Source organism: Enterobacter cloacae complex sp. HYC003_NIDB, from assembly GCF_056673375.1.
On the sequence record NZ_CP114220.1, the window covers coordinates 2,667,350 to 2,690,603 of the forward strand.

General features: G+C 55.1%; 20 protein-coding genes and 1 pseudogene. 9 read left to right on the forward strand and 12 right to left on the reverse strand.

The features are described 5' to 3' along the window. Positions 1–108 precede the first annotated feature (108 nt). The gene (locus tag O1722_RS12650; RefSeq protein ID WP_017693485.1) at positions 109–2,082 is read left to right on the forward strand and encodes an alkyl/aryl-sulfatase; all 1,974 of its coding nucleotides are present in this window, start codon (positions 109–111) and stop codon (positions 2,080–2,082) included. Between the two features lie 51 nt (positions 2,083–2,133). Continuing rightward, positions 2,134–3,240 carry a sensor domain-containing diguanylate cyclase gene (locus O1722_RS12655; RefSeq protein ID WP_033486763.1) on the forward strand — a complete coding sequence of 369 codons (1,107 nt, stop codon included), beginning with the start codon at positions 2,134–2,136 and terminating at the stop codon, positions 3,238–3,240. A gap of 97 nt (positions 3,241–3,337) precedes the next feature. On the opposite strand, the pseudogene O1722_RS12660 reads toward O1722_RS12655, so the two are convergent. Continuing rightward, positions 3,338–3,412 (reverse strand): annotated as a pseudogene (locus O1722_RS12660) (hypothetical protein); the annotation flags it as partial. A 151-nt stretch (positions 3,413–3,563) separates the two neighbouring features. Then, positions 3,564–5,063, reverse strand: coding sequence for an aldehyde dehydrogenase family protein (locus O1722_RS12665; RefSeq protein WP_033486761.1), 1,500 nt, complete (start codon positions 5,061–5,063; stop codon positions 3,564–3,566). Positions 5,064–5,304: 241 nt separating this feature from the next. Here O1722_RS12665 and feaR point away from each other — a divergent pair, with 241 nt between their 5' ends. Beyond that, the gene (feaR, locus tag O1722_RS12670) at positions 5,305–6,213 is read left to right on the forward strand and encodes a transcriptional regulator FeaR (RefSeq protein ID WP_015570600.1); all 909 of its coding nucleotides are present in this window, start codon (positions 5,305–5,307) and stop codon (positions 6,211–6,213) included. Here the strand turns inward: feaR and O1722_RS12675 are convergent, their stop codons facing one another. From O1722_RS12675 to O1722_RS12685, 3 genes are read right to left on the reverse strand one after another with little or no spacing between them, the layout of a single operon-like run. Continuing rightward, entirely contained in the window at positions 6,214–6,531 is a 318-nt protein-coding gene (locus O1722_RS12675; RefSeq protein WP_006808832.1) for a YdbL family probable chaperone protein, read from the reverse strand. It abuts the gene before it with no gap. A 7-nt stretch (positions 6,532–6,538) separates the two neighbouring features. Continuing rightward, on the reverse strand, positions 6,539–6,730 hold the full coding sequence (locus tag O1722_RS12680; RefSeq protein WP_003857369.1) for a YnbE family lipoprotein: 192 nt from the start codon (positions 6,728–6,730) through the stop codon (positions 6,539–6,541). After that, positions 6,727–9,366 (reverse strand): YdbH family protein, encoded by a 2,640-nt coding sequence (locus tag O1722_RS12685; RefSeq protein ID WP_017694063.1) that lies wholly within the window; start codon positions 9,364–9,366, stop codon positions 6,727–6,729. Before O1722_RS12685 ends, O1722_RS12680 begins: the two co-directional genes overlap by 4 nt. Before the next feature lie 210 nt (positions 9,367–9,576). On the opposite strand from O1722_RS12685, the gene O1722_RS12690 reads away from it, so the two are divergent. Next, entirely contained in the window at positions 9,577–10,566 is a 990-nt protein-coding gene (locus O1722_RS12690; RefSeq protein WP_017384525.1) for a 2-hydroxyacid dehydrogenase, read from the forward strand. A gap of 178 nt (positions 10,567–10,744) precedes the next feature. Here the strand turns inward: O1722_RS12690 and O1722_RS12695 are convergent, their stop codons facing one another. Both O1722_RS12695 and O1722_RS12700 read right to left on the reverse strand, forming a co-directional pair. Beyond that, positions 10,745–10,918: a GnsA/GnsB family addiction module toxin gene (locus O1722_RS12695; RefSeq protein WP_006808842.1), complete on the reverse strand. Its 174-nt coding sequence runs from the start codon at positions 10,916–10,918 to the stop codon at positions 10,745–10,747. A 291-nt stretch (positions 10,919–11,209) separates the two neighbouring features. Then, positions 11,210–11,488, reverse strand: coding sequence for a YdgH/BhsA/McbA family protein (locus tag O1722_RS12700; RefSeq protein WP_003857380.1), 279 nt, complete (start codon positions 11,486–11,488; stop codon positions 11,210–11,212). Positions 11,489–11,715: 227 nt separating this feature from the next. Between O1722_RS12700 and O1722_RS12705 the strand changes: the two genes are divergently transcribed. Beyond that, positions 11,716–12,306 carry a DUF4142 domain-containing protein gene (locus O1722_RS12705; RefSeq protein ID WP_033486760.1) on the forward strand — a complete coding sequence of 197 codons (591 nt, stop codon included), beginning with the start codon at positions 11,716–11,718 and terminating at the stop codon, positions 12,304–12,306. Between the two features lie 74 nt (positions 12,307–12,380). On the opposite strand, the gene O1722_RS12710 is transcribed toward O1722_RS12705, so the two are convergent. Together O1722_RS12710 and O1722_RS12715 are read right to left on the reverse strand one after the other, a co-directional pair. Then, a complete protein-coding gene (locus O1722_RS12710; protein WP_033486759.1) occupies positions 12,381–14,477 on the reverse strand; it encodes a pyrroloquinoline quinone-dependent dehydrogenase in 2,097 nt (698 codons plus the stop codon). A 10-nt stretch (positions 14,478–14,487) separates the two neighbouring features. Beyond that, positions 14,488–14,853: a hypothetical protein gene (locus O1722_RS12715; RefSeq protein ID WP_032104048.1), complete on the reverse strand. Its 366-nt coding sequence runs from the start codon at positions 14,851–14,853 to the stop codon at positions 14,488–14,490. Between the two features lie 632 nt (positions 14,854–15,485). On the opposite strand from O1722_RS12715, the gene O1722_RS12720 reads away from it, so the two are divergent. Further along, complete coding sequence (locus tag O1722_RS12720; RefSeq protein ID WP_020480531.1) at positions 15,486–16,748, forward strand: amino acid permease; 1,263 nt, start codon at positions 15,486–15,488, stop codon at positions 16,746–16,748. A gap of 87 nt (positions 16,749–16,835) precedes the next feature. Continuing rightward, on the forward strand, positions 16,836–17,075 hold the full coding sequence (locus O1722_RS12725; protein WP_003857390.1) for a DinI family protein: 240 nt from the start codon (positions 16,836–16,838) through the stop codon (positions 17,073–17,075). 320 nt (positions 17,076–17,395) lie between these two features. Here the strand turns inward: O1722_RS12725 and O1722_RS12730 are convergent, their stop codons facing one another. Further along, a complete protein-coding gene (locus tag O1722_RS12730; RefSeq protein ID WP_033486758.1) occupies positions 17,396–18,142 on the reverse strand; it encodes a molybdate ABC transporter permease subunit in 747 nt (248 codons plus the stop codon). Between the two features lie 14 nt (positions 18,143–18,156). Further along, positions 18,157–19,071, reverse strand: coding sequence for an extracellular solute-binding protein (locus O1722_RS12735; protein WP_033486757.1), 915 nt, complete (start codon positions 19,069–19,071; stop codon positions 18,157–18,159). Positions 19,072–19,402: 331 nt separating this feature from the next. Between O1722_RS12735 and O1722_RS12740 the strand changes: the two genes are divergently transcribed. After that, positions 19,403–19,648 carry a hypothetical protein gene (locus O1722_RS12740; protein ID WP_033486756.1) on the forward strand — a complete coding sequence of 82 codons (246 nt, stop codon included), beginning with the start codon at positions 19,403–19,405 and terminating at the stop codon, positions 19,646–19,648. A 5-nt stretch (positions 19,649–19,653) separates the two neighbouring features. Here the strand turns inward: O1722_RS12740 and fhuE are convergent, their stop codons facing one another. Next, a complete protein-coding gene (gene fhuE, locus O1722_RS12745; protein WP_033486755.1) occupies positions 19,654–21,822 on the reverse strand; it encodes a ferric-rhodotorulic acid/ferric-coprogen receptor FhuE in 2,169 nt (722 codons plus the stop codon). Positions 21,823–21,986: 164 nt separating this feature from the next. On the opposite strand from fhuE, the gene O1722_RS12750 reads away from it, so the two are divergent. Further along, on the forward strand, positions 21,987–23,045 hold the full coding sequence (locus O1722_RS12750) for a YncE family protein (RefSeq protein WP_017694072.1): 1,059 nt from the start codon (positions 21,987–21,989) through the stop codon (positions 23,043–23,045). The last annotated feature ends 209 nt before the right edge of the window (positions 23,046–23,254 follow it).

Here is a 23,254-nt window from a genome sequence, read left to right on the forward strand (position 1 = left end):
GATTATAGTTATTGTTACCTCGCTTAATCCTTTTGCATTTCTTGACACACTTTCACCAGGATTCGAAGTCCCCACAAACAACGTCACAGTTTACTGAGAGGTTTTAGGATGAGAATCAATGAGATCGTCAGGAGTCTCGCGCTGGCGGGATGTTTTATTTCTGCCAGTTCCGCCTGGGCCGCAGAAGCACCTAAGGATGCCACCGCAGCAACGCAACAGGCCAACAACGCACTCTTCAACCAGCTTCCTTTCTCCGATAACACCGATTTTACCAACGCCCACAAAGGGTTTATTGCCCCGCTGCCTCAGGACATTATCAAAGGTGAGCAAGGCAACACCGTCTGGGATCCGCAGCAGTACGCTTTTATCAAAGAAGGCGATAAGGCGCCCGACTCGGTTAACCCGAGCTTATGGCGTCAGTCCCAGCTGATTAACATCAGCGGTCTGTTTGAAGTGACCGAAGGCGTCTACCAGATACGTAACCTCGACCTGTCAAACATGACCATTATTGAAGGTAAAGAAGGCATTACCGTGGTCGACCCGCTGGTGTCGGCGGAAACGGCCAAAGTCGGGATGGATCTTTACTATAAAAATCGCGGTAACAAGCCTGTTGTCGCCGTAATTTACACCCACAGCCACGTTGACCACTATGGCGGCGTGCGCGGCGTGGTGGACGAAGCAGATGTGAAGTCCGGCAAGGTGAAAGTCTACGCGCCCGCCGGATTTATGGAGGCCGCCGTCGCGGAGAATATCATGGCGGGTAACGTCATGAGCCGCCGCGCCAGCTATATGTACGGCAACCTGCTGAAGCCGGATGCGAAGGGCCAGGTCGGCGCGGGTCTCGGCACCACCACCTCCGCCGGGACGGTGACCCTGATCGCCCCGACCAATATCATCGAGAAAGATGGTCAGAAAGAGGTGATCGACGGCCTGACCTATGATTTTATGCTCGCGCCGGGATCGGAAGCGCCTTCCGAGATGCTCTGGTATATCGAAGAGAAAAAGCTGATCGAGTCTGCGGAAGATGTCACCCATACCCTGCACAACACCTACTCCCTGCGCGGCGCGAAAATTCGTGAGCCGTTGCCATGGTCGAAATACATCAACCAGGCGATTGTACGCTGGGGTGATAAAGCCGAAATCATTATGGCGCAGCACCACTGGCCGACATGGGGCAACGACAACGTGGTTAACCTGCTGAAAAGCCAGCGCGACCTGTATCGCTACATCAACGACCAGACCCTGCGCATGGCGAACGAAGGGCTGACCCGTGACGAGATTGCCGCCAACTTCAAACTGCCAAACTCCCTGGCCAATACCTGGGCAAACCGTGGCTATTACGGTTCTGTCAGCCATGACGTTAAAGCGACCTACGTGCTCTATTTAGGCTGGTTTGACGGCAACCCGGCGACCCTGGACGAACTGCCGCCTGAAGAAGCCGCGAAGAAATTTGTGGACTATATGGGCGGCGCGGATGCCATCCTGAGCAAAGCGAAAACCGACTTTGACCAGGGGAACTACCGCTGGGTGGCTCAGGTGGTCAGCAAAGTGGTCTTTGCCGATCCAAATAATCAGGCCGCGCGAAACCTGGAAGCGGATGCGCTGGAGCAGCTGGGTTATCAGGCTGAATCAGGCCCGTGGCGTAACTTCTACCTGACCGGCGCACAGGAGCTGCGTAACGGCGTGGTGAAAGGACCGACCCCGAACACCGCCAGCCCGGATACCGTGCGCGCGATGACGCCAGAAATGTTCTTTGACTATCTGGCGGTGCACATTAACGGTGAAAAAGCGGCGGATGCAAAATCGGTGTTTAACATCGACCTCGGCAGCGACGGCGGCAAATACAAGCTGGAGCTGGAAAATGGCGTGCTGAACCACACGGCGAACGCCGAAGCGAAAGACGCTGACGCGACCGTGACCCTCAACCGCGATACGCTGAATAAAATCATCCTGAAAGAAGTGACGCTTAAACAGGCGCAGGATAACGGCGATATCAAAGTGACCGGCGATGCCGCAAAACTTGATGCTATGCTCGGTTACATGGATAAATTTGAATTCTGGTTTAACATTGTGACCCCGTAAAGGCAGCACTCGCGGGCGGACGTTCCGCCCGCTCAAGGAAAATTCTCTTCAATGGAAAAAAGACATCCAGCCACACCCGAACCCGCGATATGGCCTACCCGTAAATCAATGGTTGTTCACGGGCTGGCCGTGAACCTGCCGTGGCTCGCCTTTGTGAATGCCAGCTTTGCCCTTATGGTCCTGCTGCGCAATTCGTTGTTCGGCCATATCGATGCCCTCCTGCACATCAGCCCCCCTCTGCGGCAGATGATTGACGCCTCCATGCTGGGCGTGGTGATCCTTTCCGTGGCGCTGGTGATCATGGCCTGGCGCCACATCCGCGGCGTCAGCGCCGTTTTGTTTATGTGCAGCCTGCTGTGGTCGATAAGTTGTTACTGGTTTATCAACGTGTTACAGCTTCCTCATCCCTGGCCTATATTCGTTACCCTGCTGATGGCCGGTATGACCGCGCTCTATTTTCACCCGGTGGCACTGCTCTGCTTCACCGTTCCGCTATGGGTAAGCCTGCCCGTTGCCAGCATGCTGCTGAATCAGGAAATTAATTATCGCTTTGCCGGGCTGTGGGTGGTGTTCACGTTCATTCTCGTGTGCGGGCGCTATATCCTGTTGAGCTGGTTTGAAGAGGCGTGGCGTCGCAACCAGCAAAATCAGCGTTTAATTTCGCGGCTGGATGCGCTGGCCCATCAGGATCCACTGACGAAAACGGCCAACCGCCGGGCGATGGAGCTGGTGCTGGAAAATGCCGTAGAGCAAGGCAAACGCTTCGCGGTGCTGATGCTGGATGTCGATTACTTCAAACTGTATAACGACACCTACGGTCACCAGGCGGGAGATGCGTGTCTCGCGCGGGTGGCAGAGGTGCTGAACACCTCGGTGCGCACGCCAGAGGATGTGGTTTCGCGCTACGGTGGCGAGGAGTTTGTGGTGATCCTCTTTGACTGCGAAGAAAGCATTGCTGAGAAAGTCGCCGCGCGGATCCAGGCTGGCCTGCGCAACGCAGCCATTCCGCACGGCGCGTCGAAGGTGAGTGAATGTGTGACGGCGAGTATGGGCATTGCAGGCTATACCGCAGGGCTGGCCGGCCCGGAAATCATTGCCCGCGCCGATGCGGCGCTGTACAGGGCTAAGGAGGCCGGGCGGGATCGATGGTCGCTGTAAGTTACGCCGGGTGGCGCTGCGCTTACCCGGCCTACAAAACCAACCTTTTCCTCGATCCCGCAGGACGGATAAGGCGTAGCCGCCACCCGGCGTTTTTTTAATACCGCACACACACCGACTTGGTTTCACACCAGCCGTCCAGCCAGTCGGGGCGGAAATCATCGCCCGCGCCGATGCGGCGCTGTACAGGGCGAAGGAGGCCGGGCGGGATCGGTGGTCGCTGTAAGTTACGCCGGGTGGCGCTGCGCTTACCCGGCCTACAAAACCAACCTTTTCCTCGATCCCGTAGGCCGGGTAAGGCGTAGCCGCCACCCGGCGTTTTTTTAATACCGCACACACACCGACTTGGTTTCACACCAGCCGTCCAGCCAGTCGGGGCCGAAATCGCGCCCGGTGCCGGACTGCTTCATGCCGCCGAACGGCAGGTTGGCGTCGATCAGCGTGTGGCTGTTCACCCACACGGTTCCGGCCTGTAACCTGTCGGTATACGCCAGCGCTTTACTGATGTTCTGCGTCCAGACGCTGGCCGTTAAGCCATATTCAGTGTCATTCGCCAGCTGAAGCGCCTCTTCCCCGTCGGCCACACGAACCAGGTTCACCACCGGCCCGAAGACCTCTTCACGCGTCAGTCGCAGATGATTATCCGGGTTGACCACCAGCGTTGGCGAAACGTAATAGCCTTTGCCGTCTGGGCCCCGGTTCCCGGCGATCAGCTCCGCATTGTGCGCCTTCGCCTCATCCAGGAACGCCTGAACCTTATCGCAGTGGGCGCGCGACACCAGCGGGTTGATAAACGCCTCCGGCGACATGCCCGGCCCGACGCTGAGGGATTTCACGGCCTGTTCAAACCCGCTGACCAGCGTGTCGAACAGCGGAGCCTCAATATAAATGCGCGAGCTGGCCGCGCAGACCTGCCCCTGGTTCAGGAAGCTGCCGGTCATCAGCCCTTCAATCACCCACGCCGGATCGGCATCTTTCAGCACGATGGCCGGGTTTTTGCCGCCCAGCTCCAGCGTCACGCCCGTTAGCGTGTCCGCCGCCGCGCGGGCAATCTGCTTGCCCGTCACCGTCGAACCGGTAAAGCTCACTTTGGCAATGCGCGGGTGCGAGGTCAGCGCCGCGCCACAGACGGCGCCACTGCCGGTCACCACGTTGAACACACCCTCAGGGATCCCCGCCTCGCTCGCCAGTTCCGCCACCCGTAACAGGGTGAGCGGCGTGGTTTCCGACGGTTTGATCACGATGGAGCAACCTGCCGCCAGCGCGGGCATCACTTTCCACATGCCAATCATCAGCGGGAAGTTCCACGGCACAATCCCCGCCACGACTCCCACCGGCTCTTTACGCGTCCACGCCTGATAACGCGCGCCCTGCGGCAGTGGAATCGAGAGATCGAGGGTTTTACCGGCAATTTTGGTGGTCAGCCCTGCCGTGTAGCGCATCCAGTTCAGGGTGCAGCCCACCTCGAAGGCGCGGGAAATGTTAATCGATTTCCCCTGCTCCAGGGTTTCGAGCTGTGCCAGCTCTTCGCCATGCTGTTCCACCAGATCCGCAAACCGCAGCAGGATGCGTTCCCGCTCTGCCGGCAGCCGCCCGGCCCAGCTTCGGGCGACAAAGGCGCGCCAGCCAGACATCACCGCACGATCGACATCATCGACGCTGGCATCGGCGGTAGAGGCAATAACCTCTCCGGTCGCCGGGTTGTAGACGTTCAGACGCTTTTCGCTATCGGATGCCGCCTGACGCCCTTCGATCCACAGGCCGTGCTGGCGATCTAAAAACTGCTGCACGCCCGGCAGGATGGCGACATGTGATTCGGACATAGAATACTCCTTCGTTATGCTTCGCAGGGTGTGTATGCAGTCTAAGAGGGGATTCGCATTCCTGCTTTTGTCTGTGTGACATTCGCTTTGCCAGCTGTGACAGGGTCCGCAAATCGTGATAATTCCCGCTTATATCGCTGTAACCGTTGAGTGTTCTTTCCTATAGTCAGCCTCGTAGCCCTGACAAAATGCAACATAAATGCAACAATGCGAAAACAGTGACGGTGCAGCGAGAACATCAATGGCGTGTGCAAGCGAACAGGACAATTTTCAGCAGTGGCTGGCGCAAATTAACCAGGTTTGTGGGCGCTTTGCGGCACGTCCGTTAGAGGGGGCGTTTCTCGGCGAGCTGGAAACCAGCTACACCCAAAGTCTGAAGCTGAGCACGGTGACCGCCGCAGGCGTTAACCTGTTTCGCACCCGTCAGGAGATCAAAAACGGCAACGACGCCTGGTTCTACACCGTGTTTCAGCTGGAAGGCAGCGCCGGAATCGAACAGGACGACCAGCGCGCGATGCTGAAAGCCGGGGATATTACGCTGATTGACGCCTCCCGCCCGTGCTCCATTTACTGGCAGGAGCGTTCCCGCCAGATTTCGCTCCTGCTCCCGCGACAAATCATTGAGCAACACGCGCGTTTTCAGGAAGTGAGGTGCGCGCTGCCCCTCTCCCGCAGTCTGCCTACCGTACAGCTGAGCTACCGACTGCTACAGGAGAGCATGGGCAATGCCGATCTCAGCGCCAGTGAAAGCGAAGCGGCGCTTGAGGCGATGGTGTGTCTGCTGCGTCCGGCCTTCCAGCAGCGTGACGAGGTGCTGCCGCGCAAGGAGCGTCAGTTCCGCCACGTTCTGTCCCTGATTGATGATCATATTCAGTCGGAGGCGTTAAGACCGGAGTGGATAGCTTCAGAGAGCGGCATGTCCGTGCGTAGCTTGTACCGCATGTTTGCCGGGAAAGGGCTGGTAGTAGCGCAGTATATTAAGAACCGTCGCCTCGATTTATGCGCTCAGGCGCTGCGTTCCATCAGCGATGACGAAAAGCTGGCGGGGATTGGCTACAGCTGGGGTTTCACCGACCATAGCCATTTTTCCACCGCCTTTAAGCAGCGTTTCGGGGTTTCGCCGGGCGAATACCGCAGGCGTTATCGCTAGCTATTTTTTCAGCCACTTGCCGTTAATTCCCTTCACGTACTCACCCGGCTGCGCGCGGGCCACCAGCTTTTGTCCCGCCATTTTCGCCACCTCGTCGACGGGTAAATTATTACTGTCAGCCAGCTGCTGGTAACTTTCCGTGCGTGCGGCGTTGATACGGTTCACCAGCGCCAGGGTTTCAGCGTCGTGCTGAACGGGCGCAAGATAGCCGCTCAGGGTTTCCCCTACGCGCCCCTGGGCACGCGCATCGTTGAGCGTAAGCGTGGCGGCGTGAACGTTCATCCCCAGCGCCAGTAACATCAGAGCTAATCGTTTCATGACATCCTCAGAACAGATCGCTGCGGGATTTCAGCAGGGCTTCAACGTCTTTATCCACCTTGATATGGATTTCATGCTCGATTTTCACGTTCATGTTGATGGTGATCGGCTCTTTGGGCGCCGCCACTTCAATGCGCGGCGTGCAGCCTGACAGCAGCGCGACGACGGCCACGGTGAGTACACCAGCCCTCTTTTTCATTGTTGTTCCTCACTTTCCTTGCCTGTCGAACCGCGGAGAAGGGGTATCGCCGCATGTTGCTCAAACCATGTTTGCAGATTGTCCCCAAAGCGCAGGCTGCGCCAGAGGGTAAAAATGTTCTCTTCATGGGTGTAATTCAGGTTTACGAAACTGCTTTTGCCTTCGACGCGGCTGGTGCCTTTAATGGCCGCCTGCATGGTTAACACACCCAGATTATCCACATTGAGTTTTGTCCACGACTGCGAAATTTCCATATAGCGGAGCCAGTTGATCGCCGCCCCGGCAACCATGTTGTCTTTCACAATGGCATCCGCCGTGTCCTGGTCGATGCGCAGCGTCATCGGCCCCGGGTTGGTCAGCCAGCCATCTTTAATGATCCATTTTTCATTGTCCAGCCAGAACGGCAGCGCGCCGCTCACCGGGCCGGACATGGCAAACTGCTTCGGATTCACCGCGCTTATCAGTTCGCTGGAGGAAATATTATCCACGCGCAGTAAAGCCGGATCGTGCTGCGGCATTCTCAACTGCTGCATGGTGATTTTCCCGCCGAGCGCTTCCACCTTCACGTTGGTGAGCAGGAGCGGGTTCGCTTCGGTCCAGGGATAATCGCCCTGGAGATCCGCGGTGATATTTCGGGCTGTGACCAGGTTTTTCACCTCGTCGATTCGTAACGTTACCGGCCCGCGCGTGCCCAGCGACCAGGTACCCTGGCTTAAGCGGAACGGAAGAACAAAATCCACGCCGTTGATCTCGTTATCCGGCATCCACGCGCTGCCCGCTTTCAGCACCCCGTGCCCCCCGGCCTCAAACCCCTGATCGGGGGCCGCGGAGAAAGCCACCTGCGCGTACATTTCGCCGCCGCGCAGGGTCATTTTCCAGTCTGGCGGGATCAGCGGCTGAAACACCGTAAGAGACTGTTTTGGCCACCAGGCCTGACCGCGAAGGCGTTCGCCGTCCCAGCGTCCATTCACCTGGACCGGGCCGATGTCGTCCGCATGCAGGTTCCCTTTAAACTGGAACACCGTCGGGTCTGTCCCGTCAACGCTGAAGGTCAAAACGGACGGCGGCAGCACGCTTCCGCCTGAAAAGCTTGTTTGCCCGGCGTTAAGCGCGAGCGCGCCGCTAAAGGTGGGGTTATCCGGGTCCCGCGACCAGCGCACCGGGTGATCCAGCACCAGGCGCGGCTTGCTGACCAGCATCGTACCGTACTGCAATTTGTCGAACCCCGTGGAAAGATCGGTCAGTTCGATAACGTTGTCGCGCCACTCCCCGGTTCCCCGGACATCCCAGCGCGCGTTCATCGGCGTGAAGTTCCCTTTACCCCAGTAGCGCCACTGCCACAAACCGTTGTCCGGTAAAAAGTCGTTAGCCTGGCCGTCCAGATGCAGCTCAAAATCGCCCATCTCGTTTTCATGCGCCCGCAGAATGGCTTGCAGGCGGCCGTCCACGCCCTTCTGCGTGAGCTTCACGCCCGCCAGCGGCCAGCGGATCTCATCGATATCCAGCGAGTCGATGATGCGCCCGCGCGAGCGCAATAAAGCGCCGGGTTCAAACGTAAGCTGCGGATCGTAAAGGCTGCCGGTCAGCATCGCCGGGAGCCTGGCATACAGGATCAGATCGTTTTGCTTGGCTTCCCCGCTCAGGTGCAGCGGCATAGCGCTGTTATCCATACTGAGCGAGCCGGGACCGATATTCAGCACCGCGTTGCCCTTACCCGCATCCCCCTGGGTCAGCACGTTGAGCCGCCCCGTGAAGGTGGCTTTCTCCAGCCCCTGCTGCCAGTTATCCACTTTCAGCCCGACGCGTCCGCTCATTGGCACGCCGGAGGCTAACCAGTTCCAGCGTCCGTCGCTGATGGTCAACTGCTGAGCGGTGATCTGCCACGGTAAATCGAGCAGCGGATCGGGGTTGTCCCGCGCCATGACCACCAGCTGGCCCTGATTGTCCTCCCAGTCCAGATCGGCATCGACCAGCGAGGATAACTGTGGCACGTTAAAGGTCGCGACCGTATGCCCTTTCACCGGCACGCCGTCCGGCACCAGCGGCAGGGTAAATTCACCGACCAGCTTCACGGGCTGCGGCTGATCCGGCAGTTGCACATCGAACTGGCTGATGGAAAGGGTCTGGCCGCGTAACTGCCCCTTAATGCTCACCTGCTCGCCGTTATAGGTGATGTCCTGGCGGGCTGGCGTCAGTGAGGCATGCAACTCACCCTCCCACTGCTGCCAGGGAGAAAGGGTAAAGCGATGGATGGTCAGCCAGGTGTTGGGCAGGATGGCCTGCCACTGCGCCAGCGTTTTCGGCGCCACCGTAGATGGCGCCGATTGCGGTAATTTGCTCAGGCAGACAGAGTTAAGTTCAAGTGCGCCAATATCCAGATCCCAGCGGCTGGGGTGTGACAGAGTCACGTTTTCCACGCGGGCAATTTCACACTCTTCTACCAGATAGCGGAGATCGGGGATGATCAGGGCGTGACGCGTGAGCCGTGGGCTTTTTTCAAACGCGATGCGCGTTCCAACGGGGAGCCAGATCCCGGCGAGCGTGGGTACCCACTGGGCGAGCGTCATCAGCAGCGTCAGCGGCACAAGAAATAGCAGCAGTAATAGCGCGATTGCGGCTTTGTATTTACCCTTCATGGGCAGTTAATATCCTGATTTTGCGAAAAAAATAAGCCGTTCTTGCCGCTCATTGTCGCATGTTTAGCCAGTCAGTTGAAGGTAATGCCATTTTTAAGAGTAGATGCTCTACAATAATTCATAGAACTTATTGATTTCAATGAATTTTGAAAAATTGTAAGATAATTTTAAACATGCTAACGTGGTTCCAAAATCACTGGAGAAAGTCTTATGAAACTCGCGGTATATAGCACAAAGCAGTACGACAAAAAGTATCTGCAACATGTTAACGAGACGTACGGTTTCGATCTTGAATTTTTCGACTTTCTGCTAACTGAAAAGACGGCTAAAACCGCCCACGGCTGCGAAGGCGTGTGTATCTTCGTTAACGACGACGGTAGCCGACCGGTGCTGGAAGAGTTGAAAAAACAGGGCGTGAAATACATTGCCCTGCGCTGCGCGGGCTTTAACAACGTCGATCTCGATGCCGCCAAAGAGCTGGGTCTGAAGGTCGTTCGCGTCCCGGCCTATTCTCCGGAAGCCGTGGCAGAACATGCGGTCGGGATGATGATGTCGCTCAACCGTCGTATTCACCGTGCCTATCAGCGAACCCGTGATGCTAACTTCTCTCTGGAAGGGCTGACCGGCTTTACCATGTACGGTAAAACCGCAGGCGTCATCGGTACCGGCAAAATTGGCGTGGCCGCCCTTCGCATCCTGAAAGGATTTGGCATGCGCCTGCTGGCGTTTGATCCGTACCCAAGCGCCGCTGCGCTGGAGCTGGGCGTGGAGTATGTCGATTTGAAAACGCTCTTCTCGCAGTCTGACGTTATCTCCCTGCACTGTCCGCTGACCCCGGAGAACTATCATCTGCTTAACCAGTCGGCGTTCGACCAGATGAAAGACGGCGTGATGATCATCAATACCAGCCGCGGCGGGCTGATCGACTCTCAGGCGGCTATCGAAGCGTTGAAAACGCAAAAAATCGGCGCGTTGGGTATGGATGTGTATGAGAACGAACGCGATCTGTTCTTTGAGGATAAATCTAATGACGTGATCCAGGACGACGTGTTCCGTCGCCTGTCTGCCTGTCACAACGTGTTGTTCACAGGGCACCAGGCGTTCCTGACCGCCGAAGCGCTGATCAGCATTTCGGAAACCACGCTGGGGAATTTGCGTCAACTCGAAAAGGGCGAAGCGTGCCCGAACGCGATAGTGTAAGCCTGGTAAGCCGGGTGGCGGCTACGCCCTGCCCGGCCTGTGGATTGCGTTAATTGTAGGCCCGGTAAGCGCAGCGTCACCGGGCTTTTTGGCTTCAATCCTGCCACGCGCAGGATAGTCTTAGCTGACGTTTGCCGTTCTGATTTATCCAGTGTCCCGAAACAGGTAATAATTTTGATTAAATAAGTTTGATTTTTACCTCATATCCCTCGAGGCCTGTCATGGCTTCACGAGCGATAAACTCAATTTCAGACACTTCCTGCCCTGTTTTTTTACGTAACTCTGAAATTTTTTTGGTTATAAGCGCTGAAATTTCTTCTTCTGCCTTTTGCGTCAGTGCGTCAACGTTCATGTTTACCTCTTGCAACCGTTTACTGTTTCCATTCTCCAGCAGGCGACAGCTAACGATTAACTGCCTTTCACCATAACTGTATGTAAAGAGTAGACTATCTGTGTAACGTATGCTGCCGTCGCATTTAATTGCATTATTTGAACAGGGTGTTATTGTCCCAAAGCCTTAGAGCACAAAACAGATAAACATAAGAAAAGGTTTGACTCACACTCGCCCCGCATCAGGGGCATTTTTTTGGCTGCCTGTAAGCAAAAACCCGCCATAAGCGGGTTTTTGTGTTATCCGAGAAAATTATTTAAAGACTTCTGCGACGGCCTGGAAGTTAGGGCCATGCTCGCGGGCAGCGATGATGACGTAGTATTTCCCGCCCTTCTCGTCTGCCAGTTTTGAGAGTTTTTGATGAAGATCTGAAGGTGAAGAAATTTGTCCACCTGAAGCCCCTACAGATACATTACCAAGGTATTCAAGCTTGAAGTGGTGCGCTTCATCCTTGGAAATCATATCTGCCGCAGATGCGCCGAAGCTTGCTACTGTTAAAGCCAATACACTCCCTAATAGTGCTTTTTTCATATCATTCCTCCTGTTGATGAATCTATATATTTAACATTAGCAGCAAATATGTAAATGATCCGTATCAATATTGTAGAAGGATTGAGCATCACGACCAGCCATCACTGACCTGAACAGCGGGTGCAGCAGGTTCATCTACTATACTGACCTGTGCAGTCGTCATTTATCTGCCGGTTGCGCCTGAAGCAATTGAAACTTACCTGTACCATGACCATCAGGAGAACAATATGCACACGAGTAAAACCCTGAAAAGGCTGCTAGCCGTATCAGCAGTTGCAGCAATGTTCAGCACCGTTGGCGTACAAGCCCAGACAACCAGCGCCGCGCAAACTCAAATTGCGGGCCAGGCTCAACCGGACGCCAGACTCAGCTCCGGCGACGAGAAAGCATTGAAGGACATGGCGCAGGCCAATATCAACGAAGTTGCCGCCGCCAGGCTCGCCCTGGACAAGGCCCAAACCAGTGAAGTGAAAACATTCGCCCAGAAAATGGTCGACGATCACGGCGCCGCGCTGACCAAAGTCCAGACCGTTGCCCAGAAAAAGGGCGTGGAGCTGTCGACCGAACCAGACGCCGCGCATAAAGCCCTGAACTCAAGGCTGGAAAACCAGCGCGGTGACGCTTTTGACAAAATGTATATGGAATATGCTGGCGTGAAGGACCACGAGAAGGTGCTGTCGAAGCTTAAGAGCGACGCCAGTAAAATCGACGATCCGGATGTGAAGGCTCTGGCCAACGAGCACACTCCGGTCGTTGAGCAGCATCTGAAGTCCGCCGAGCAGATGTCAACGCGTGCTGGCGCATCAGCCGATAAATAACGCGTCGGTAAAACGACTACTGCAAAATAAAGTGGGGCCCGCAGGCCCCACGCTTATTTCCCCTTCCTGCTGAATTATTCCGGCAAGGCGTAGACCACCACCTGATCGCCCACCTGATCCTTCAGGATCGTATTCCCGCCTGCCACGAAGGCCACATACTGGCGACCTTTATATTCATAGACGGACGGGTTCGCTACCGCCGGAGCTTCGGCCTGATCGGACCACAGCTCTTCACCGCTCTCTACCGAGTAGGCACGCACTTTGGCATCCATTGAAGCACCGATGAAGATCACGCCGCCCGCCGTCACTGCCGGACCACCAATGGTAGGCGAACCCCAGCTTTCCGGCATGAAGAAGCCATACTGCTGGGAGGCGCCAACCGGACGACGCCATTTCACATCGCCCGTGTGCATGTCCAGCGCCACGATTTCACCAAACGGCGGTTGCCAGCACGGCATGCCAAGCCAGTTGCTCGCCACCAGCAGACGCATACCGTACGGGGCGCCTTCCTGTGGGGCAAAGCCGCTTTCGTTGCCGGAGTCTTTGTCTGCGTTATCGTAATCCTCACGGCTGTACAGCTTCACGTACTGGACGATATGCGAGGTGTTGACGATGGCGATCTGTTTTTGCGGATCGAACGCCACCCCACCCCACTGGACGCCGCCGGCGCTATCGGGATAGGTGAGCGTGCCTTCGCCTTTGGTGGTTGGCGGGGTATACATTCCCTCATAGGTCAGGTTATCCCACAGGCGGGAGCACTGGCCGCCACCGACGATATCCGCCAGCTTCCAGATTTCCGGTTTTTTCGACTGGTCGAGCAGCGGCGCGGGTTTGGTCGGGAATGGCTGCGTGGGCGAGAGAACTTCGCCCTGGACCGACCCATCACCCTGCGGAACCGGACGTTCTTCGATTGGCCATACGTCCTCCCCCGTCAGGCGGTTAACCACAAACAGGAAACCCTGCTTGGTGGCCTGCACCAGCGCCGGGATCTGCTTGCCGTCTACGGTGATGTCCATCAGCGTCGGGGCGGAGTTGATATCGTAATCCCAGACGTCGTGGTGTACCCACTGACGTGACCAGACCACTTTACCGGTGTTGATGTCCAGCGCGGTGGTCGAGGTGCCAAGCGGAATAGCGTCTACGCGGTTGCCACCCCAATAGTTGGGAGACGGCGATGAGACCGGGAGATAGACCAGCCCGTTAGCCTCATCGGCGGACATGTGCGTCCAGACGTTGGCGGTACCGGTACGCTTGCGGATCTCTGCGGGGATCGCCTCAAAGGTCCACTCAAGCTTACCGGTCTGGGCGTTGACTGAAAATACGGTGCCCGGAGGGGCTTCGGCATAGGCCCAGTCCTTCCCGGCCCAGCCCACCAGCAGATGGTTGCCGACAACGGTTGGCGGTTGCAGGACAGAGAGCGGATACTTCGCGTTAACGGTGTTCCACTGGTTCAGATCCAGCACGCCGTTGTTCGCAAAGCCGCTGCACGGTTTGCCTGAATCGGCGTCCAGCGCAAAGAGCTTGCCGTCAACGGTGCCCATATAGACCATCTTCTGGCATGCCTCACCTGTCAGCGGATTTTTGGCCTGCCAGTAGGAAACGCCGCGATTTTTCAGCACCGGCTGGGTCAGCGCCTTGCGCGACGATTTGGTGTCATAGTGCCACTTCTCTTTACCCGTCCCCGGATCCAGCGCAATCAGGCGATCGAATGGCGTGCCGATGTAGAGCGTATCGTTGGCGAAAATGGGCGTTGCGGACCAGACGGTAGCTGGCGTATCGCCTTTACCGTCCGAGACGTCGCCGGTATGGAACTCCCAGACTTTCGTTAATTTCCCGACGTTATCCGCCGTAATTTGGGTCAGGGGACTGTATTTCTGCGCGTTAAGCTGGCCGTGGAAGCTGTCCCAGGTGGCGGTGCCGGGCACCAGCGGCGTCGCTGGCTGGCTGGCCGAGGCGACTCTCTTTCCATCACCGTTGCCGGTTGAGGCATCGTCGGTGGTTTTTGTGGTTCCGGGCGCCTGCTGATCGGCCGCATCAATGTTCAGTGATTCCTGTGTCCCCTGAGAGGCTTCAGCGGCCTTATCCTGCGCCTGTAGCGCGAGCGGAGCGACCAGCAGCGCCAGCGCCGTCATGCTGACTTTTATGAAGGGATAATGCTTATCGTTGTGCACGGGCGGCTCCTCAGCTTCTGACGGGATGGTTGTAACGAGCGGAATGGCTGCTCAGCATAATCAGACCAATCAGGCCGACCACCATGGCTGCCGTTATGATGTACTGGTGTAGCAGCGCGGCGGCGAAAGCAATACCCGCCAACACCACCAGGGTGACAATAATCAGAAAAACGCGCGCCCCGCGACGCGATGCCGCACGTAACATAAAGGTCAGGATCGCCAGCACTACGCTGGCAATGACCACGCCCAGTGCGCCAATGGTGCCAGTGACGCCGGTAAGCGGCGTCCACCAGGCGTATAGCGCCACCGCAAAGGCTATTATCGCGGTCAGCAGCAGCAAAATGCTACCGACCCGCGAGGATTGAGAATGCAACATACCAGGAAACCCCCTCTAAAATGCAAAATTGACCATTATTAAGGCGTTTTCGTGAATATATACCCCTGCTGCCCGCCGCTATTAAGGGAACGCGACGTGTGGAGCGGCGGCATATTTCACTAAACGTAACTGAGTATAGAAGAGGATTTTCTTATGGGGCGTTTAATAGCAGGCATACGACGTCCTTAACCCCTTCGCCACCATAAAGAGAGCGTTATGTTACAAGACGGTTCGAAAGCTACGAGCGGGTTACACGATTGTCTACATTCTGTTTTTTAATTTCAGGCATAACGGGATAATTTCACGCCCAATAAAATAATTAAATAAGCCCCCCTTCAATATGATGGCGCCTTATGGTACTTAATAAAACAGGGTGTTTATTCTTTAATTAACAGACGTGCAGGCAGGGAAAGTCAGTCGTTATTTGTTCGTTAATTTAACAAATCCCTTTCTTAATTAACCGCCTGTTAAAGCATCGTCAAAGAATAACGATAGTTATTGCAGGCATACACATAAGGTTTTCGGTATGCAACATCAAACCCCTCCCACCCGTGACGTAATGGTGCAGCGACGACTACAGACAGATAAAAACTAAATAAGTCGTCGCCCCTCTAACAACGCGGTAAAATATGATGAATAAAGCCACAACTCTCTCAGCTAATATTACAACACGCTCTAACTGGCACTGGCAGGATAATATCTGGACGCTGGGCCTTTATGGTACAGCCGTCGGAGCGGGAACGCTGTTCCTTCCCGTGGAAATCGGCACCCGTGGTCCGGTTATTTTTCTGGTTATGCTCCTGCTGGGGCTGCCCTTATCCCTGATCCCCCATTTACTCCTTTGTCGTGTATATATGCGTGAAGAGAAGACTGAAAACGGCACGTTGCCGATCTTCGGCTCCTTCTTCAGCGGAAGGGGTGAAAAGCTGATCACCCTGTTCTATTGTGTGACCTTCTTCCCGGTAACCCTGGTTTACGGGGTGGCGCTGATTAATGCGCTGAGTAATTTACTGGTGGAGCATCTGCATATTACCGCCATCAGCCGTGGGCCATTGTCGTTTATCGTGGTTGCTGCGCTGTATGTGGTGCTTAGCAAGGGCCGGGACAGAGTCGTGGCCATTATGAGCGCACTGGCGCTGCCGTTCGCGGCATCTGTACTGCTGATCGCCGTATCACTTATCCCGGGATGGCATCTGTCTAACCTGACCGATACGGCCGCTGAAATGAACGCCACGCCGCTGCCGGTAACGCTGAAAAATATCTGGCTGACGCTGCCGCTTATTACCTTCTCGTTTTGCTGTGCGCCTATGGTCTCCCCGCTGAGCTCTTACTACCGGGAGAGGAAAGCGGAGGGTGAGAAAAAGGCACTGTTCGTGATCCGTATCGCCTACTTAGCTATCTTCGCCAGTATCCTCTTTTTCGTGCTGAGCTGCGTGCTGGGGATCCCCCATGACAACTTTGTGCGAGCGAAGGCGGAAAACCTGAATGTGCTGTCGGTGATGAAGGGAAACGGTGATTTCAGCCTGATTTACCACATTGCCCCGCTCATCGCTATCATCGGTATGACGAAATCCTTCCTCGGCGTAGGTCTGTCGGTCGCACAAACGTTTGGTCAGCTGGCTGCCAGCGTATCCGGCAAAAAGGCCAACGCCAGCAAGCGGCTGGCCTCTCTGGCGCTGTTCCTGCTGACCTATGGCATTGTTTATGCCAATCCGGATGTGCTCAGCCTGATTGAAATGTTCTGCGGACCACTGATCGCGGTGATCCTGTTCCTCATCCCGGCGTACCTCATATACACCCGCCCCTCGCTGGCAGAGCTTCGCGGCGTGACGGTGTTTTTGGTTGTTCTGGGCGGGCTGGCAACGCTGTCTGCATTGCTCTGGACAATGCTTTAGTCTGAACGCCGTTTGACTGTACCCATATACAGTAGTATTTTACGTTCAGGCTGAATCACATGCGTAATATCCATAAGGTAAACAATCATGTTTGTGGAACTGGTTTATGACAAGCGAAACGTACAGGGGCTGGAGGGAGCCAGGGAAATCATTCTGGCCGAACTGACAAAACGCGTGCACCGGATTTTTCCTGATGCCAGCGTGACGGTTAAGCCAATGCAAGCGAACGGCCTGAACAGCGACGCCAGCAAAAGCGACCGTGAAAAGCTCAACCGCATGCTTGAGGAGATGTTCGAAGAGTCGGACATGTGGTTAATACAAGAGTAACCGGGCGCAAAGCCCGGTCCTGGCTTCGGGAGACAAAGAGCATACAACGTTAACTTTGCGTAATTTCTTCCGCTATCGCGACGTACCGATTTACGCCTCCATGGTTCCCCCAGCATAATCCCACCGATCCGATTGTAAGACATATCCAGCGCGCGCCACATTTTCTTCCTGCCCTGTACTTTCAGTCTGACTGACTGGAGGTTTCTGTGTGTGGCCTTTTATGAAGAATCCGGTTTGGGGTTATTCGAGGTAGCCCGCTGAAAAGGAAACGTGAGCAAGCTCATCCGCTATGAACGAGGAACGGACGATCTAAGGGGTGTTCATTTCCTGGCCATTCGTTTGCCAAGAGCAAAGCAGACCATTGGCAGGGGAAGCGTCACTACCAGCAGCATCCATAGCAAAGTATATACTGTGTCCACCCCGTCATTTTGCAGATTGGTATACAGCTTTACCGGTATACCCTGCGGGAAATAAGCAAAGATCATCACGATCCCGAACTCGCCTACCGCGCGAACCCAGGCGAGTGTTACGGCAGAAGCCAGCCCAGGCAATGCCAGGGGTAATGTAAGAAAACGAAAGCGGTTCCAGGGAGAAGCTCCCAACGTTTGTCCCGCTTCAAGAATATTTTTGGGAACAGTGGCAAACGCCGAACGCGACACCACGATAAAATAAGGCAAAGCGCCGTAAACCTGAGCCAGCACAAACGCCGCCGGATTATTTACCAGCGTAGCTCCCAACAGTGAAAGCCAGCGGCCAATCACGCCATAAGGCCCGAAAGCCGAAACCAGCAAAATCCCCATTGCCAGCGGTGGCGTCAGCAGTGGGATCATCACCAGCAGTTCACCGATCAATCGTTTTCGACCCGTGGCTTGTGACAGCCACCATGCCACCGGCATGCCGATAAGAATGATAATTCCGAGTGCCAGCACACCCAGTCCCATAGAGACGACAATGGCGCTGTCGTCGCGCCAGGCCAGCTTCAGATGATGCCAGGGCGTGACGCTAATCAGCGTGATAAAGGGGATACTTAACAGCAGGATAGCGGGCAGAGATAACCACCCCGCCACCCAGCCCGGTTTTCTTAGCGGGCGTATAAGCTGTCTCCTTTAGGTTCGGCGTAGCCAAACGCTTTGAACAATTTCTGCCCCTCGGCGCTTTGCATGAACGATACGAACTTTTGTCCCTGTTCTACACCATTCGGCGCGTTTTTCAGCACCGCCGCATAGAACACCATTGGTTGAGTGTGCAGGATTTGATCCTGGCCTTTGCTGTCTTTAATGGTAAAACTGACAGTGTCATACCACTGTTTCGTCATCGCCGGGTTGCTGAGGTTTATTTCATCCGGCAGCGCGACATACGGCAAATGCGCTGATCGAACTTCACTCTCGTATCCCGCTGCTGCATCCACCTGACCGCTTTCCAGACGCGCCAGCAGCCCTCCTTCCTGATGAGTCTGCTGTGGGTTTTGCAGCGAGCCTAAAATTTTATCGGTGATGCCCGGCATGTTGTAATACTTTTCCGCCAGCATCAGGCTAAACACAATATTCTGGCCTTTTGGGTCGACATAAGGATCGGTGCGGCCAAATAAGACATCTTTCTGCGTAAGCAGAGTCAGCCACGAGCCGTCTTTCTTTCTGTTGGCCTGTTCAAACTGCGCTGCATATTTACCCTCAGGACTGTAAGCGACCACCATGCTGGTACTGGCGACAGGGACCGCCTCATCTATCAGCCCGGCGTCTTTGAGAATTTGCATCGGCCCCGGGGTGATGGAGACAAACACATCGGCCTCAATTTTGTGGCTTGCAAGCAGGCGTGCCATCCCGTATGCACCCTGGCCCTGCCCCTGATAGCCGTCGTTATTTGCTCTGGAAAAAGCCGGACCTAACCCCTGGTCCATTACTTTGCCCATGGAACCGGCATAAGTCACCCTGATATCCTTTGCCAGCGCCATGGATGGCATTTGCATCAGCGCAACCGCCACCAGCACAACCTGCATTCGTTTCCTGGCCATAAACACCCTCTCGCTATATATTCTTTTATATATCGAATTTTCCAGAAAAATCACCGCAATGACAACCTCCTCAAGCGCGCCGTTGATGCAAGGTTGAATAAAAGGAAATCGGTCTGGGTGGTGCATGGTCGACTTATTCAGATGTTGTCATCCAAATGTGGGCAATTGTTCATGAAACATGCTGCGTAAACTCCTCGTGGCTTTGCGTAGAAGAATCTTGAACTCATTGTCATCAAGGTCTTTTGCACAGTTGTAGCCCAACTCGCTATATAGATAGATAGATACATAGTGATTAAATAACTTGAGGAGTTGTGTATTGCTCAGGATTACCCTCGAGTCTGAGGGCGTCCTGTTCATTGAATATTTACGCTTTTGCGTCTATCCAACATACGTCTTCTTTAACTGGACCAATGTTTCCGGCACCTGGCTCGTCACCCGTTCAAACCGGCATATTATTCGTTACCAGGATGGCAATGGCATGGCGGCCATCGCCGTGTCGTTGCCGCTGGTGGGGCCGAAGCGCATTTCGGAACAGGTGATGGCCAGGATAGCGATAAGCTGATTAGATCAGAATGTGTAACTCATGCTTACCGAGACGCTACGCGGTTCGCCATAGACGGCAGAGTCATCGAGGTAGGAGTAGTATTCGCGGTCGAACAGGTTACGAACGTTTGCCTGCACCGCCAGCTGTTTCGTCAGCTGATACTGCGCGAACAAGTCGACGAGCGGATAGCTGCCCTGATAGAGGCGCTGCGTCTCGCCGTCCGGACCGGTGACATCTTTGTACACCTGATTCTGCCAGTTTACGCCGCCGCCTACTGTCAGATCCGGAAGCGCCGGGACGCGGTAACGGCTGAACACCTTAAGCTGCGTCTGCGGCGCAAAGCTGTTGAAGCGGCCATCTGAATCACGGGCAACATAGCGGGTCGCGCTGAAGGTAAGCTGAAGATTGTCGGTAACGGCACCGTTCACCTCAAATTCCGCGCCTTTGCTCACTGCGCCTTTGGTTGCGCGATAAGCTTGTTCGCTGGATCCATTAACGAATACCCCGCTGATTTCCTCCCCCGCGTTCTCCTGTTCTATGCGGAATACGGCAACGTTGGTGGTCAGTCGACCGTCCATCCAGTCTGCCTTCAGGCCGGTTTCATAATTTTTACCGGTGACGGGAGAGAGCCATGCACCCTCTTTCGTGCGTTTGGTTTGCGGGGCAAAAATTGAGGTATAGCTGGCGTAAGCGGAAAGGCTGTCGTTGATGTCATACACCAGCCCGCCGTAAGGGGTGGTGTTGTATTTACGCATATCGCCGCTGCTGCCATCTGAGCTGTACTGGGTATAACGTGCGCCAACGATTAGCGACAACGGATCCGCCAGCGACAGGCGTGCCGCCGTATACGCCGATTTTTGCCGCACGATATCATCCGCATTTTGATACCAGTCGCCCCACTCCGGCTCGGCCACGCTGCCGTCCCAGCTGTTGTTGAAGATGCCAATCTGAGCACTGTCCATTGGCCCGTCTTTGCTGAAGGTAGCATTGTGCTGTCGGCTATAGTTGGCTCCGGCCATCAGCTGATGTTGACGCCCGAGAAGTTCAAAAGGCCCGCTGGCGTAGGCATCAAGGGCGTCCAGAGTGCGCTTGCCGCGATCCTTACTACCCCAGCCTGATGCGCCTTCTCCGGTGGTGGCGTCCGGATTGCCCATCACATAAAGCAGGGTATCATTGAACGTTTGCGCGCCGTGGGTTCCATTGAAACGCACCGACCAGCCGTTATCCCAGTTGTGGGTGAGGTTAGCAAAAACTTTACGCGACTCAACGGAGTATCCCGTCCAGTCTGCCGAGGTATTGACGTTGCGATCGTAATGGGTACGACTGCCGTTACTGTACAGGCTGGGTAATCCGCCCCAGGTCGGGTTGGCTGTGTTTGTTTGCTGATAGTCCCAGCCCAGCGAGGCCGTCGTGTGTTCCGTTACATCGCCTTCAATGACGCCATAGAGAAATTTCTTGCGCTTGCCATATCTGTCAAGCCAGCTGTCCTGATCCTGATAACCTGCCACGACGCGCCCACGCAGGCTGCCGTCGGAATTGAGGGGCGCGGAGATGTCGCCCACATAACGCTGTTTGTTCCAGCTTCCGTAACTTGCGCTGACGTTGCCCCTGAAGGTTTTACTGTCGGCACGTTTACGCACCATGTTCACCGTTGCTCCCGGATCGCCAGCGCCGGTCATCAGGCCGTTTGCGCCACGCACAATCTCTATACGATCATAAATGGCAGTATCTTCCTGCGCATCGCCAAAGTTCCACGCGTCGCCCATTGATGTGGGGATCTCATCGTAGGCGAAATTGGTGATTTCAAAGCCGCGGGAAAAGTAGCTGGAACGCTCGCTATCAACCTGCTGCGACGAAACGCCGGTGGCATTGGTAAGTACCTGGTCAATGGTTTGCAGGTCTTGATCCTGCATACGCTGGCGCGTCACGACGCTGACTGACTGGGGGATATCGCGCGGGGTCAGCAGCATTTTGGTGCCTGAACGCGTGGTTTTTACCGCATAATCCTGCTGCGAGTCGGCGCTCCCGTTCCCGTCACCGTAGACAACCATCTCTTGTTCTTGCGTATTTTCATCCGCCTGTGCCGGGTGCATGACGGCGGACATTGCCAGCGCAAGCAGTGAAAGTGAGAAGGAAGCAGGAATTAATCCTGCGGGCGCTTTCGCGCGATTAGCCCTGCCTTTAAAAATCATCATGTTACCTGTCTGTTGTTGTCGTTATGTGCAAATCATTCATCCAAATAAGAATGGAAATGATAATTATTTGCTTTATTATGCACAGGTAATTTTGTAAGTTAAATGTAAATAAATGTATATTTATCAAAATCAGCGCGGCTCGCGCATGACAGGAACAAAAAATGAACACATTCCATTGGCTAAAAGGAAAGACATGGGGCTTAAGCATTCTTACCGCGGCGTTAACCCTGAGCGCAACGGCGTCAGCAGCCCTCCCGGGTTCGGCCGAACTCAAGCAGCGCGAACTCGCTGACGGTCTGTATGAGATGGTTTACTCCCCAACGGCAAACGCGTTGTACGTTGCGAGCGCACAGAGTTTCAAAAACGTCAACGGCGGGGTGCTCTATAAACTGGATCCCACAACGCTTGCCACGCAAGGTGAAACCCACACCGACCTGAAAAACTTCGGCATGGCAGCGGACGATAATGGCAAGGTCTACTACACCACCAACACCCTTGATGGCGGGGTATCGAAAGTGGACGTGCAAAGCGGCAAGGTGCTACAGCGCCTGATGTTTGAAGGCAAAGACAAGGATGGCGACCCGGTTGGTGCGCGTGAAATCCTCTTCCACAAGGGACAACTGTTTATCGGCGGCGTTGCCGACCCTGGGTTTATCTCCGTGGTTGATGCCAACACCATGACGCTAAAAGCCCGAATCGAAAATGCCGGGAAATGGGTGACGGGGATTATTTATTCGCCGCTGACAGACCGCCTTTATGCCGCCAATGGCGGCGGTGAAATTCTGGTGATTAACCCGGAGACGTATAAAATCGAACAGCGCTGGACGCCGGGAGATAAAAAAGCGTATTTGTTCCTGAATATGGCAGAAGATCCGGCCACCGGGCGCCTGTTCGTGACTGATGATTCAAAAGCCAAAACCACACTGGTATTTGATGAGCGCAGCGGGAAAGTTATCAAGCGTCTTAAAGGCGATGCGCTGGGAATTAAGTTTAACGCTGAGCGCAACGAAATTTTCATCACTCAGCGCGAATCCAGGAAGGTGTTGCAGCTTGACGCCGGGAGCTATGCTGTGAAAAACAGCTGGACGTTCACCAGCCATCCCAACAGTCTTCTGGTAACACCGGACGGTAAAACGTTATACGTAACCGTGAAGCAGGACTTCAATGACGACAACACGACGAAAGGCCCGGATAGTGTGGTTCGTATTTCATTAAATTAAACAATATACAGCCATCCTGTGAGGGATGGCTGACTTATAAACGTGGACGCTGAAGCAGTATATTTAGTCCGGCCAACGGATAAAGTCGGGTTAAAGCGCCAGATGTTCTAAAGTCGCGGGGATCCTTACTGGGTAAAAGTAAAGGTGTAGCTACGTGAAGCTGGCCCCTATCCTCCTGCAAATTTCGCAGAATTAAGGATTCATTTTGG